This is a genomic window from Brachybacterium sp. J153 (assembly GCF_036311905.1).
In the GTDB taxonomy this organism is placed as follows: Bacteria; Actinomycetota; Actinomycetes; order Actinomycetales; family Dermabacteraceae; genus Brachybacterium.
In genome coordinates this window covers 26,843-39,607 of sequence record NZ_JAZDCH010000003.1, presented here as the reverse complement: position 1 = coordinate 39,607, position 12,765 = coordinate 26,843, and the positions used below count along the sequence as shown (strand labels likewise).

The window sequence follows — 12,765 nt, the reverse complement described above, 5'->3', positions numbered from 1 at the left end:
CCAGGGGCGTGCACCGGCGTCGGAGAAGACTCGGGACGTCAGTTCTTCTTGCCGTAGCGGGCCTGGAAGCGGGCCACGCGGCCGCCGGTGTCCAGGATCTTCTGCTTGCCGGTGTAGAACGGGTGGCACGCGGAGCAGACCTCGGCGCGGATCTCTCCGTCGGCCTTGGTCGAGCGCGTGGTGAACGTGTTGCCGCAGGTGCAAGTGACCTGGGTGACCACGTAGGTCGGGTGGATGTCAGCCTTCATGGGGTCTCCTTCGTCGTGGTCGCTGGGTCGGCGCGCCGGGCGGGCACCGTGAACCAGAACCGACGCACCAGTCTGCCACGCGGGAGCCACCCGCCGCGAGGGGCCGGGGATGCTGTGCGCAACATCGCACCGCCCGCGCTCGCCCGTCGGGTGCCGTCGGACGGCTCAGGCGGTCTCGCGGAGGATCAGGCGATAGGGGACGCTGCGCCGCACCTGCTCCCCCGACAGCGGCAGCCGGCCCTCGAACATGCCGTCCACGAGATCCACGGCGTGCTCCGCGACCCGGTCGATGTCGACGCCGATGCTGGTCAACTCCGGGCTGAGGAGGGCGCCGAGGGCCAGCCCGTCGATGCCCACCACCCGCATCCGCCCGGGCACGTCGATGCCCCGCACCCGCAGGGCCTTGAGGGTCGCGAGCGCATGCGCGTCGTTCCAGCCGATCAGCACCTCGGGGACAGGGTCCAGGGCGAGCGCCACATCGACCTGCTCCGCGGCGCGGGCGGCGACGGTCGGCTCGGGACCGATGGGGAGGATGCTCGCGGCGATGGAGCCGTCGAGCGCCTCGCGCAGGCGGCGGGCCCGCGCCGAGCCCACACCCTCGCGCTCCGAGTCGAGGACGGCGACGGTCCGTACCCCGGTCGCGGCGAGATGCGCGCCGAGCGCCGCGAAACCCTCCTCGGTCGCATACAGCACCCCGGCGGTATCGCTCTCGGCCGGGACGTCGAGCCGGACCAGCGGCATGCGGTCGGGGACCTCGTGCCCGGCGCGGTCCGGCAGGCCGTAGCCCACGAGCGCGTCGACCCGGTGCGCGAGATCCCGGGCGATCTCCGCCGCATCCCCCGTCGCGGTCTCGACCACGAGCACGTTCCAGCCGCGGACGGTCGCCGCGCGCACCACGGCGCGGGCGATCTCGGGGAAGTAGGCGTTGGCGAGGTCGTCGACGAGAAGCCCCAGCGTGGGCGGCCCGGCGGAGACGAGCCCGCGGCCGAAGCGGCTCGGGCGATAGTTCAGCTGCTCGGCCGCGTCCAGGACCCGCTGCCGCGTCGCCCCGGAGATGCCCGGCATGTCGTTGATCGCCCGCGACACCGTCTGCCGGGAGACCCCGGCGAGCGCCGCGACGTCGATGATCGTCGCGCGGCGCCCGCCGCGGGTGGCCTGGTCGGTCATGGTCGGGAGTGTGTCACGCCGACGGGGAGTCGGCGCGCAGATCGAGCCAGGCGGCCTGCTGCTCGGTGAGCTGCACGCCGAGGCCCGTCATCGACGAGCGCATCTCGGTGATCGAGCGCGGGCCGAACAGCGGGAAGGTCGGGAAGGGCTGCGCGAGGACGTACGCGAGCGCGATCGCCGTGGGCGGCACGTCGAACTCCCGGGCGAGCGCGCGCGCTCGCTCGAGGCGCTCGAAGTTGCCGTCGGAGTAGTAGCAGCGCACGAGCTCGGCGTCCGAGCGGTCCTCGGGGTGGGCGCGGCCGGTGAAGAAGCCGCGCGCTTGGGAGGACCAGGGGAACAGCGGGATCTTCCGCTCGGCGAGCCAGGCCTTGGAGTCCGGGTCGGTCGCGTGCACGCAGCCGGCCCACGGGACGTCGAGCGCCTCGGCGAGGCCGAAGTGGTTGCTCAGCAGGCTGAAGCCCTGCTTGCCGTGGGCGGCGGCGTAGGCGTTGGCCTCGTCGACCCGGGCGGGGGTCCAGTTGGAGCCGCCGAAGGCGCGGATGCGACCGGCGCGCACGTGCTCGTCGAGGACGTCGACGAACTCCCCGACGGGGATGTCGAGGTTGTCGCGATGCATCATGTAGAGGTCCGCGTAGTCGGTGCCCTGGCGCTCGAGGGACTCGAGCAGCTGGCGGGTGATCGACTCGGGATCGCAGTGGGGGGTGTGGGCGCCCTTGGTGATCACGACGACGTCCTCGCGGATGCCGCGGTTGCGGACCCACTGCCCCAGGAGGACCTCGTGGTGGCCCCCGCCGTAGATGTAGGCGGAGTCGAAGGTGGTGCCGCCGGCTTCGAAGAAGGCGTCGAAGAGGGCCGAGGCGTGCGCGAGGTCGGGCTGGTTGTCGCAGCCCATGACCAGGCGGGAGATCTTCTTGTCGATGCCGGGCAGCTCGCCGTAGACCATCGGGGCGTCGTCCGCGACGCGCAGCGGCCGGCCGGAGACGGTGGGGATCTGCGCGTCGTCGCGCTCGAAGGGGTAGCGCAGTCCGATCTGGTCGCGCCAGGAGTCGAGCAGGCGGGACTGCGCGAGGCTGAACTCGAGGGGCAGCTCGGGCACCTCGCCGTGGCCGGTGGCGCGCGCGAGAGCATCGGCCTCGAGGGCGTAGGGATGAGCGGCCTCGACCTCGATCCGACGGGGCTCCTCCCCTACGACATCGAGCTCGATGACCTGCTCGGCGCCGAGCGCCCACGGGTCGGCGAGACGGATCACGCCGCGGGTGCCGGTGATCGTGGCGGACTGGGGGTCGGAGAGGCGCACACCGGTGCGCAGCGACGCGGTGGCCCCGCCGGCGAAGGTGAGCTCGGCGGCGGCCCACTCGTCGACCCCGGTGGGACCGAGGGTGCCGCGCCCGACGAGCGCGGTGGGCTCGGCGACGAGGGTGCCCGCCGCCGCACCCGCGACCAGGCGGGCGAGGGAGAGCGGGTAGCAGCCGACGTCGAGGATGCCGCCGCCGGCGATCTCCGGATCGAACAGGCGACCCTCGCGGCGACCGGTGTCGAAGGAGAAGGAGGCGTCGACGTGGACCAGCTCACCGATCGCGCCCTGGGCGACGAGGTCCAGGACCTGCAGGGTCTGCGGGTGGAAGCGGTACATGAAGGCCTCAAGCAGGGTCCCGCCGGTGCGGCGGGCGGCATCGGCCAGGGCCATGGCGGTGCCGTGGTTGGGCGCCAGCGGCTTCTCGCACAGCACGTGCTTGCCTGCCTCGAGCGCGGCGATGACGAGCTCGGCGTGGCCGGTGTGGACGGTGGCGACGTAGACGGCGTCGACCTGGTCCGAGGCGAGGATCTCCTCGTAGGTGCCGATCAGGGCGTCCTTCACGCCGTGCTCGTCGGCGAAGACGCGGGCGCGCTCGGGGTCGCGGCTGCCGGCGCCGACCAGGACGCCGTGCTCGCTGTGCGGGAGCTGGCTCGCGAAACGGCGCGCGATGGAGCCGGGGCCGAGGACGGCCCAGCGGAACGGTGCGGATGCGGTGCTCATGGAGACGTCGTCGTCCTTCTCATCGGGTGACACGGTGCGTGAACGTTCACGTTGAGAGCACGCTACACGTCCGCTGCGGCCGCCGCCACCGCTTGCTGAAAAGCCCTCTGACTCCGGTTCCCACGCGCTCCCCGTCGGATCATGACCCTTGACACACCCGGGTGCCGATGGGCATCCTCCTCCCACCGTGAACGCTCACGGTCCGTGCCGCTCGACGATGAGGACTGCGCATGACCCCGCCCACACGACGAACGATCCTGCAGGCCACAGCGCTCGCGACCCTCGGGTCCGGGGCGCTCGCCGCCTGCGGGTCCTCCCCTTCCATCTCCTCGGATCCCGAGGAACTCGTGCTCTGGTACTGGAACCGCTCGGCCAGTCCGGAGCTCCTCGCCGAAGCCGCCGAGTCCATCCCCGGGACCGACGTCCACGTGCGCGCCGACGTGATCGGCACGAACTTCGACACCAAGCTCCGCACCAGCCTCGCCGGCGGCGCCTACATCCCCGACATCACGTACATCAACTCCAACAACGCCCTCTACTTCCGCAACGAGAGCAAGTTCCTCGACATGAACGAGCTCGGCGCGGCGGAGGTCTCCTCGGAGTTCTTCGAGTGGAAGTGGAACCTGGGCGTGACCCCGGAGCAGCGCTTCTGCTTCTTCCCGCTCGACATCGGACCCACCGGCTTCTACTTCCGCCAGGACGTCTTCGACGAGGCCGGCCTGCCGACGAATCCCGAGGAGGTCGCCTCCGCGGGCAGCACCTGGGAGGACTGGATCGCCCTGGGCACCGAGCTCCGGGCCGCGACCGGCTCCGCGATGGTCAACACCGCCCGCCACGTCTACGAGCAGTACCTCAACGCCAGCCCCGAGCGTTACCTCGACGCCGAGGACTCCCCGCTCTACCTCGCCGACGGCTCGGCCGTGCGCGAGGCGTGGCGCCTGGCGGTCGCGGCGATCGACGCCGACATCACCGCCGGGATCCCCGACTCACGGGGCACCGACCAGAACGCCGCCTGGTCCAGCGGGGCGACCGCCGGCCACATCCAGGCCGCCTGGTGGGCGCAGATCCTCCAGGAGTCGGCACCGGACACCGCCGGGCTGTGGCGCATCGCCGAGCAGCCGGTCCGCGCCGGGAACTCCGGCGGCTCCTTCGCGGCGATCCCCGAGACCTGCAAGGACCCCGAGGGCGCCTTCGCCTTCATCCAGTGGATCAACTCCGCCGAGAACCAGGCCCGCGCCTACAACGACGTGCAGCTGATCCCCTCCACGCCCGCCTCCTACGACGGAGACCTGATGCAGTACCAGGGCGAGTTCTTCGGCGACCAGGACCCGCTGGCCTTCTTCAAGACGGCGGCCGAGTCGGTGCCCAGCTCCTTCATCTCCACCTGGGAGTCGCTGGTCTCGGGCAGCTTCTCCTTCGAGCTCGACAACGTCGAGTTCTCGGGCAAGGACCCCGAGGTCGCGTGGGAGGACGCCGTCGCCTCCGCGGAGACGGTGCTGCGCAAGCGGGGGGTGATGGCATGAGCTCGATGACCGCTCCCCCGCCCGTGAGCGCCGGACGGACCTCCGACGCCGCGGTGCCGCGCACGCGCACGAAGGGCTGGCGCGGCGTGCTCGCGCACTGGCCCCAGTACCTCGCGATCGCCCCGTTCTACGTGCTCTTCCTGATCTTCGGCCTGTTCCCGATCGTCTTCTCGATCGTGCTGTCCTTCACGAACTGGGACGGCATGGGCCAGATCGAGTTCGCCGGCCTCTCCCAGTACGCCTTCCTGATCCAGGACTCGCGGTTCTGGAACGCCGTGGGCAACACCTTCATCATCTGGTTCCTCTCGACGGTGCCGATGCTGTGCCTCGCCCTCGGGATCGCCTTCCTGCTCCACCAGAACATCCGCTTCCGCGGCGTGTACCGGGTGGCGTTCTTTCTGCCCAATGTCACCTCGATGGTCGCGATGGCCATCGTGTTCGGCTCGGTCTTCTCGGACACCTTCGGGCTCGTCAACTCGGCGCTCACCGCGATCGGCGTGGACACCGTCCCGTGGCTGTCGAGTAGCTGGGGCATCAAGATCACCATCGCCGTGATGGTGATCTGGCGCTTCACCGGCTACAACGCGATCATCTACCTCGCCGGACTGCAGTCGATCCCCACCGACCTGTACGACGCGGCGAAGGTCGACGGCGCCTCGACCTGGCAGATCTTCACGAGGATCACGGTGCCGATGCTGCGCCCGGTCATCCTCTTCACCGTCATCACCTCGACCGTCGGCGGCCTGAGCCTCTTCACCGAGCCGCAGGTGCTGCTCGGCGACAGCGGCGGCACCGGCGAGGCCGGCATGACGATCGTGCTCTACCAGTACAACCAGGCGTTCACCCAGTTCGACTTCGGCTACGGCTCCGCCATCGCCTGGGCGCTGTTCCTGCTCGCCTCCGTCTTCGCGATCATCAACTGGCGCCTGCTGAGCGACCGTGACCGTACTCCCCGTCGGCAGAAGCAGGAGGCCCGCCGATGAGCGCCGCCGATCCCACCACCGTGCCCACCACCTCCGCCGCGTCCGCCGCTCCCCCGCCCCATCGGGCGGCGCCCAGCGCGCGGGACCGGCGGGCGATCGCCGCCGGCCGCGTCGAGGCGGTCATCACGCACCTCCTGATCGTGATCGGGGTGCTGCTGTCGGTCTTCCCCTTCTACTGGCTGTTCGTCATGTCCACCTCGACGACCGGGGAGATCTTCGGCTACCCGCCCCGGCTGATCCCGTCGGACTCCTTCGCGACGAACCTGCAGAACCTCTTCGCGAGCGTCGACATCCTCGGGGCGCTGGTGAACACGCTGATCGTCTCGAGCGCCTGCGCGGTGCTGGTGATGTTCTTCGACTCGCTCGCGGCCTTCGCCTTCGCGAAGTTCGACTTCCCGGGCAAGAACGTGCTGTTCGTGCTGATGATCGCGACGTTCCTGATCCCGGGCAGCCTCTCCCTGGTGCCGAGCTTCATGCTCATGTCATCGCTCGGCTGGGTGGGGACGTTGCAGGCGCTCATCGTCCCGGGCGCCGCGAACGCCTTCGGCATCTTCCTGCTGCGGCAGATGGCGTCGGGATCGATCCCCAACGAGCTCATCGAGTCGGCGCGCATCGACGGCGCGGGGTTCTTCACCACCTACTGGCGGATCGGGGTGCCGATGATGCGCGGCGGTCTCGCGTTCCTGGGCATCTTCACCTTCATCACGGCCTGGAACGACTACGTCTGGCCGTTGATCGTGCTGGTGAACCCGCAGCGGCAGACGCTGCAGACCGCCCTGCAGAACCTCAACTCCCTGTACCTCACGGACTACGGGATGGTCATGGCGGGCGCGCTGGTCAGCGTGCTCCCGCTGATCGGGGTGTTCATTATCGGCTCGCGGCACTTCATCGCGAACATCGCCGCCGGAGCGCTCAAGGGCTGAGCGTCCTCGACACCCTTTCCAGCCCTAGACACACGACGGGCCGCCCTCCTGCCGGAGGGCGGCCCGTCGTGCGCGATGCGGGGAAATCAGCCGTCGGTGCGCTGGCCGACGCTCGGCGTGTTCTTCGCGACCGTCATCAGGAACTCGGTGTTGGACTGGGTCTTCTTGACCCGCTCCAGCAGGAGCTCGAGGGCCTGCTGCTGCTCGAGGGCGCCCAGGACGCGACGCAGCTTCCACATGATGGAGAGCTCCTCCTTGCCCATGAGCACCTCCTCGCGGCGGGTGCCGGACGCGTTGACGTCCACGGCGGGGAAGATCCGCTTGTCCGCGAGGTGACGGGACAGGCGCAGCTCCATGTTGCCGGTGCCCTTGAACTCCTCGAAGATCACCTCGTCCATCTTGGAGCCGGTCTCCACCAGCGCCGAGGCGAGGATGGTCAGCGAGCCGCCGTTCTCGATGTTGCGCGCCGCGCCGAAGAACCGCTTCGGCGGGTAGAGCGCCGAGGCGTCCACACCACCGGAGAGGATGCGCCCGGACGCCGGGGCCGCCAGGTTGTAGGCGCGGGAGAGGCGGGTGAGGGAATCGAGCAGCACGACCACGTCGCGGCCCATCTCCACCAGTCGCTTGGCCCGCTCGATCGCGAGCTCGGCGACGATCGTGTGGTCCGTCGCCGGACGGTCGAAGGTCGAGGCGATGACCTCGCCCTTCACCGTGCGCTGCATATCGGTGACCTCCTCGGGGCGCTCGTCGACGAGCACGACCATGAGGTGGACCTCGGGGTTGTTGGTGGTGATCGCGTTGGCGATCTGCTGCATGACGATGGTCTTGCCCGCCTTCGGGGGCGCGACGATCAGACCGCGCTGGCCCTTGCCGATGGGCGAGACCAGGTCGATGATGCGCGGGGCGACCGCGTTCGGGGCGGTCTCCAGGCGGAGGCGCTCGTCCGGGTACAGCGGGGTGAGCTTGCCGAAGTCGACGCGCTGGCGAGCGCGCTCGACGGGCAGGCCGTTGACGGTGTCGACCTGCACCAGCGCCGGGAAGTTCCCCTTGCCCTGGTTGCCCTTGCTGCGGCGGTTGCGGCCGCCGGAGTAGTGCTGCTGCTCGACCTGCGGCTGCTCCTCGCCGTCGCGGGGAGCCTTGACCTGTCCGGTGATCGCATCGCCCTTGCGCAGGCCGTAGCGCTTGACCTGGTTGGTGGTCACGAAGACGTCGCTCGGCCCGGGGAGGTACCCGGTCGTGCGCACATAAGCGTTGTTGTCGCGGATGTCGAGGATGCCGGCGACGGTCATCAGCTCGTCGCCCTCGCGGACCTCGGGATCGTCCTGCGAGCCCTGCTGCTGGCCGCCGCCCTGCTGCTGGCCGCCCTGCTGCGGGGCGCCCTCGCCGCCGCGACCGCGACGCTTGCGGTCGCGCGAGCGGTTGCGGCTGCGGGAGCGTCCGCGACGGTCGTCGTCCTCGCCGCCGGAACGGTCGTCCTCGCGCTCGCCCGAGCGATCGGGCAGCTCGATGTCCTCGAGGCGACGGCGCTGGCCACGGTCCTGCTGCTGGCCGCGGTCCTGCTGCTGGTCGCGGCGGCGATCGCCCTGGCCCGAGCGGTCCTGACCCTCGCGGCTCGGAGCGCCGTCCTGCGCCTCGCGATCCTGCTGCTCACGGCGGCGGTCGCGCTCCGGGCGGGACTCCGCGGAGTCACGGCTGGAGGACTGGTCCTCGCCCTGCTGGTCGCGGTTCTGCTGATCGCGGTTCTGCCGGGAGCGGCCGGTGCGCTCGGTACCGCCCTGCTCCTCGCCGGAACGCGCGGGCAGATCGATCCCGAGATCGGGGGCGGGAGCGCCCTGCGGGGCGGAGGCCCCGCGGGAGCGGCTGCGGGTCGCGCGGCCGGTGGAGCGGGCCTCCTGCGGTGCCTCAGCGGCGGAATCCGCGGCGGCGGTACGCCGCGCGGAGGCGGGGGCCGCCGACGCACTGCCGGCTGCCGGGGCGGAGCTCGGCGCGGTGTCGGAGGACGCGGAGGCGGAGGCGGGCTGTGCGCCCTGGCCGCCGGAGCGGATCGCATCGATCAGCTCGCTCTTGCGCAGACGGCGCGCGCCCCTGATCCCGAGCGAGCCCGCGAGGGCCTGCAGCTCGGGGAGCTTCTTGGCGGCGAGGTCTGCACCGGAGGTGGTGTCGTTCACCCGGTTTCCTTCCTGTCGGACCGGTGATCCGGTCCTCATCTGGGCTGGGGGTGGCCGGTCGCTGCGGGGACCGGAGGTCCGAGGGCGCAGCGGCACGGTCGCGCAGGGCTCGTCCCGCGGTGCAGGGCACCGGTGATCGGCCTGCTGAGGTGCTTCGGGATGCGTCGGCCTCGCAGCACGCACCTGCTGAGCGCGCCATGCGCGGAGCGGAGGGTGAATGCGGGAGCCGTTCAGGGGTGCATCGGGCGCGGATCTCCGCTCACCGATATGAGCGCGAGAGGCTGCACGGATCGATGCCGCCTGGACGCAGGGTCAACCTACCACAGGGCTCGAGGCGGTCTCCCGCAGCGGCACCTCCGCGATCCGCCAGGCGGCGGGATCGCTCACGAAGCGGCGCACGAGCGGCGCGACCTCTTCCCGCGCGGCGGCGAGGACGAGCACCGACGGGCCGGCCCCGGAGATCACCGCGGGGAACCCCTCGCGGCGCAGGACGCGCATCAGCTCGACGCTCTGCGGCATGCCCGGGGCGCGCTGCTCCTGGTGGAGGCGGTCCTCCGTCGCCTCGAGCAGGAGCTCGGGCGATCCGGCGAGGGCGTGCACCAGCAGCGCCGCGCGGGCGGCGTTGACCGCGGCATCGCGATGCGGGACCTCCGCGGGGAGCAGTCCGCGGGCGGCATGCGTCGAGAGGGTCGTGCGGGGCAGCAGCACGAGCGGCCGGAGCACGCCGGGCCCGAGGCGCAGCGGGGCGGCCCGGACCACGTCGCCGACGGTCCAGGAGAGCACCGCGCCGCCCAGCAGGGCCGGGGAGGCGTTGTCCGGATGCCCCTCGAACTCGCAGGCCAGATCGAGCACGGCCTGGTCATCCAGGGCCGCGGGGTCGGCGATCAGGCCGCGGGCGAGCAGCAGTCCCGCGACGGTCGCGGCGGCGCTCGAGCCGAGTCCCCGGCCGTGCGGGATGCGGTTCACGGTGCGCAGTCGCAGGCCGGTCTGCGGGGCGCCCGCGTGGTCGAGGCCCCGTCGAATCGCGCGCACCACCAGGTGCTCCTCCCCCGTCGGCACGGAGCCGGCGCCCTCGCCCTCGGCGAGGACCTCCACGCCGCCCGTGGTCGCCTCGAGCTCGAGGTCGTCGACGAGATCGAGGGCCAGGCCCAGCGCGTCGAAGCCCGGCCCCAGGTTCGCGGAGGTCGCGGGGACCTGCACCCGCACCCGGGTGTGCTCGATCCTCACAGCCCCATGGCCTCCGCGGCCGCGGAGATGTCCACGGGGATGACGGTCGGCGTGAGATCGCGGCCGCTGAGCGCGGTGTCCACGTCCTTGAGCCCGTTGCCGGTCACGGTGATGACGATCCGTGCGCCGACGGGGACCAGGCCCTGCTCGGCCTTCTGCAGCAGCCCCGCGACGCCCGCCGCGGAGGCCGGCTCGACGAAGATCCCGACCTCGGCGGCGAGGAGGGCCTGCGCGGCGAGGATCTGCTCGTCGGTCACGGCGTCGATGCTGCCGCCGGAGTCGTCGCGCGCGGCGACGGCGAGGTCCCACGACGCGGGGGCTCCGATCCGGATCGCGGTCGCGACCGTCTCCGGGTCGAGGATCGGGCGGCCGGCGACGAACGGCGCGGCGCCCGCGGCCTGGAAGCCCCACATGCGCGGCACGGAGTCCGAGATCCCCTTCTCGCGGTACTCCTGGTAGCCCATCCAGTAGGCGGAGATGTTGCCCGCGTTGCCTACCGGGAGCAGGTGGAGGTCGGGGGCACCGCCGAGCGCGTCGACGATCTCGAAGGCGGCCGTCTTCTGCCCCTGCAGGCGGTAGGGGTTCACCGAGTTCACGAGCTCGACGGGGTGCTCGGCGTCGAGCTTGCGCGCGATCTCGAGGCAGTCGTCAAAGTTGCCCTGCACCTGCACGAGCTTCGCCCCGTGGACGACAGCCTGGGCGAGCTTGCCCGCGGCGATCTTGCCCTCGGGCAGCAGCACCACGCAGGTGAGGCCGGCGGCGGCCGCGTAGGCCGCGGCGGAGGCGGAGGTGTTGCCCGTCGACGCGCAGACGACGGTGGTCGCCCCGTCGTTCAGCGCCTTCGACATCGCGGAGACCATGCCGCGGTCCTTGAAGGAGCCCGTCGGGTTCTGGCCCTCGACCTTGATGTGGACCTCGGCCCCGACCTTCGCCGACAGCGCGGGCGCGGCGACGAGCGAGGTCCCGCCCTCGCCGAGGCTCAGCAGCGTGTCCGTGGAGGAGAAGGGCAGGTGATCGGAGTACTCGGCGAGGACGCCGCGCCACTGGTGTGCCATGCGGGTCATTCTCCTTCGATGCGCAGGACGGAGTCGATGGACAGGACGGTGGAGGTGGAGGAGAACTCGTCCAGCGCGGCGGTCATCGCGGACTCGAGCGCGCGGTGCGTGCTGATGCCGATGTGCGCCGTCGCGGGGCCGTCCGCGCTCCGGTCGCGTCCGAGCTCCTGGTGGATGGTCGAGATCGAGATGCCGCGTCCCGAGAGGGTGCCGGCGATCTCCGCGAGCACGCCCGGGCGGTCCTCGACCGTCAGCGACACGTAGAACGCGCTGCGCAGCTCCTCGAGCGGCGCCACCTCGAGGGCGGCGTAGCGCGACTCGCGCGGGCCCATGCCGCCGCGCACCCGCAGCCGCGCCGCGGAGACGACGTCGCCGAGCACGGCCGAGGCGGTCGGGGCGCCGCCCGCCCCCTGTCCGTAGAACATCAGCGAGCCCGCGGCGTCGGCCTCGATGAACACGGCGTTGTACGCCTCGGAGACGGAGGCCAGCGGGTGGCTGTCGGCGATCAGCGCCGGGTAGACGCGGGCGGAGATGCGCTCCCCGGACTCGTCCTCGACGCGCTCGACGATCGAGAGCAGCTTGATCGTGCGGCCCATGCGGGCGGCCGCGGCGATGTCCTGCGCGGAGACCTCGGTGATCCCCTCGCAGTAGACGTCCGCGAGCCGCACCCGGGAGTGGAAGGCCAGGGAGGCGAGGATCGACGCCTTCGCCGCGGCGTCGTGCCCCTGCACGTCGGCCGTCGGATCCGCCTCGGCGTAACCGAGCTCCTGGGCGGAGGCGAGGGCGTCCCCGAAGTCCGCGCCGGAGCGGGTCATGGCGTCGAGGATGTAGTTCGTCGTGCCGTTGACGATGCCGAGCACGCGCTGGATGCGGTCGCCCGCGAGGGACTCGCGCACCGGGCGCACCAGCGGGATCGCCCCGGCGACGGCGGCCTCGAAGTAGAGGTCTACATCGTGGCGGTCGGCGGCCTCGTACAGCTCCGCGCCCTCCTGGGCCAGCAGCGCCTTGTTCGCGGTGACGACGCTCGCGCCGCCCTCCATGGCCCGCAGCAGCAGGGTGCGCGCGGGCTCGATGCCGCCCATCACCTCGATGACGAGGTCGGCGTCGTCGACGAGCGCGCCGGCGTCCTCGGTGAGCAGGCCCGCGGGCACGAACTCGCCGCGGTCGCGGGTCAGGTCGCGGACGGCGACGCCGATCACCTCGAGGCGGGCCCCGATGCGGTGCGCGAGGTCCTCGCCCTGCTCGGCGATCAGCCGCAGCACCTCGGTGCCGACGGTCCCGGCTCCGAGGACGGCGACGCGGAGCACCGGCAGGTCGGTGCCGACAGGGGGGTTCTCAGTCATCTCCGGGGGTTTCCTTCCCTGGACAGGGGGCCGACGGGCGGGCCGTGAGGGCCCTCGCACTGTAGCCGAGGACGCTCGTGGTCGGTGACCGTCGATGAACGTGCGTGGCGG

At 71.7% G+C, this 12,765-nt stretch carries 10 protein-coding genes; 3 read left to right on the top strand and 7 right to left on the bottom strand.

Going from position 1 to position 12,765, the window contains the following annotated elements; genetic code table 11:
* Positions 1 to 38: 38 nt before the first annotated feature.
* The 3 genes from rpmE to V1258_RS01425 form a co-directional block, all read right to left on the bottom strand.
* The gene (gene rpmE / locus V1258_RS01435) at positions 39 to 248 is read right to left on the bottom strand and encodes a 50S ribosomal protein L31 (RefSeq protein ID WP_329748024.1); all 210 of its coding nucleotides are present in this window, start codon (positions 246 to 248) and stop codon (positions 39 to 41) included.
* A 165-nt stretch (positions 249 to 413) separates the two neighbouring features.
* Positions 414 to 1,415: a LacI family DNA-binding transcriptional regulator gene (locus V1258_RS01430; RefSeq protein ID WP_329748023.1), complete on the bottom strand. Its 1,002-nt coding sequence runs from the start codon at positions 1,413 to 1,415 to the stop codon at positions 414 to 416.
* A gap of 13 nt (positions 1,416 to 1,428) precedes the next feature.
* Positions 1,429 to 3,432, bottom strand: a complete 2,004-nt coding sequence (locus tag V1258_RS01425; RefSeq protein ID WP_329748022.1) for an aldo/keto reductase — start codon at positions 3,430 to 3,432, stop codon at positions 1,429 to 1,431.
* Between the two features lie 230 nt (positions 3,433 to 3,662).
* Here V1258_RS01425 and V1258_RS01420 point away from each other — a divergent pair, with 230 nt between their 5' ends.
* From V1258_RS01420 to V1258_RS01410, 3 genes are read left to right on the top strand one after another with little or no spacing between them, the layout of a single operon-like run.
* On the top strand, positions 3,663 to 4,955 hold the full coding sequence (locus V1258_RS01420; protein WP_329748021.1) for an ABC transporter substrate-binding protein: 1,293 nt from the start codon (positions 3,663 to 3,665) through the stop codon (positions 4,953 to 4,955).
* 5 nt (positions 4,956 to 4,960) lie between these two features.
* Complete coding sequence (locus V1258_RS01415) at positions 4,961 to 5,938, top strand: carbohydrate ABC transporter permease (protein ID WP_329748020.1); 978 nt, start codon at positions 4,961 to 4,963, stop codon at positions 5,936 to 5,938.
* On the top strand, positions 5,935 to 6,861 hold the full coding sequence (locus tag V1258_RS01410) for a carbohydrate ABC transporter permease (protein ID WP_329745278.1): 927 nt from the start codon (positions 5,935 to 5,937) through the stop codon (positions 6,859 to 6,861). Before V1258_RS01415 ends, V1258_RS01410 begins: the two co-directional genes overlap by 4 nt.
* An 86-nt stretch (positions 6,862 to 6,947) precedes the next feature.
* Here V1258_RS01410 and rho read toward each other — a convergent pair whose 3' ends face one another.
* The 4 genes from rho to V1258_RS01390 form a co-directional block, all read right to left on the bottom strand.
* Complete coding sequence (gene rho / locus V1258_RS01405) at positions 6,948 to 9,029, bottom strand: transcription termination factor Rho (protein WP_329748019.1); 2,082 nt, start codon at positions 9,027 to 9,029, stop codon at positions 6,948 to 6,950.
* A gap of 312 nt (positions 9,030 to 9,341) precedes the next feature.
* Positions 9,342 to 10,256 (bottom strand): homoserine kinase, encoded by a 915-nt coding sequence (gene thrB, locus V1258_RS01400; protein ID WP_329748018.1) that lies wholly within the window; start codon positions 10,254 to 10,256, stop codon positions 9,342 to 9,344.
* The gene (gene thrC, locus V1258_RS01395; RefSeq protein ID WP_329748017.1) at positions 10,253 to 11,311 is read right to left on the bottom strand and encodes a threonine synthase; all 1,059 of its coding nucleotides are present in this window, start codon (positions 11,309 to 11,311) and stop codon (positions 10,253 to 10,255) included. Before thrC ends, thrB begins: the two co-directional genes overlap by 4 nt.
* A gap of 5 nt (positions 11,312 to 11,316) precedes the next feature.
* On the bottom strand, positions 11,317 to 12,654 hold the full coding sequence (locus tag V1258_RS01390) for a homoserine dehydrogenase (protein WP_329748016.1): 1,338 nt from the start codon (positions 12,652 to 12,654) through the stop codon (positions 11,317 to 11,319).
* Positions 12,655 to 12,765: the final 111 nt, after the last annotated feature.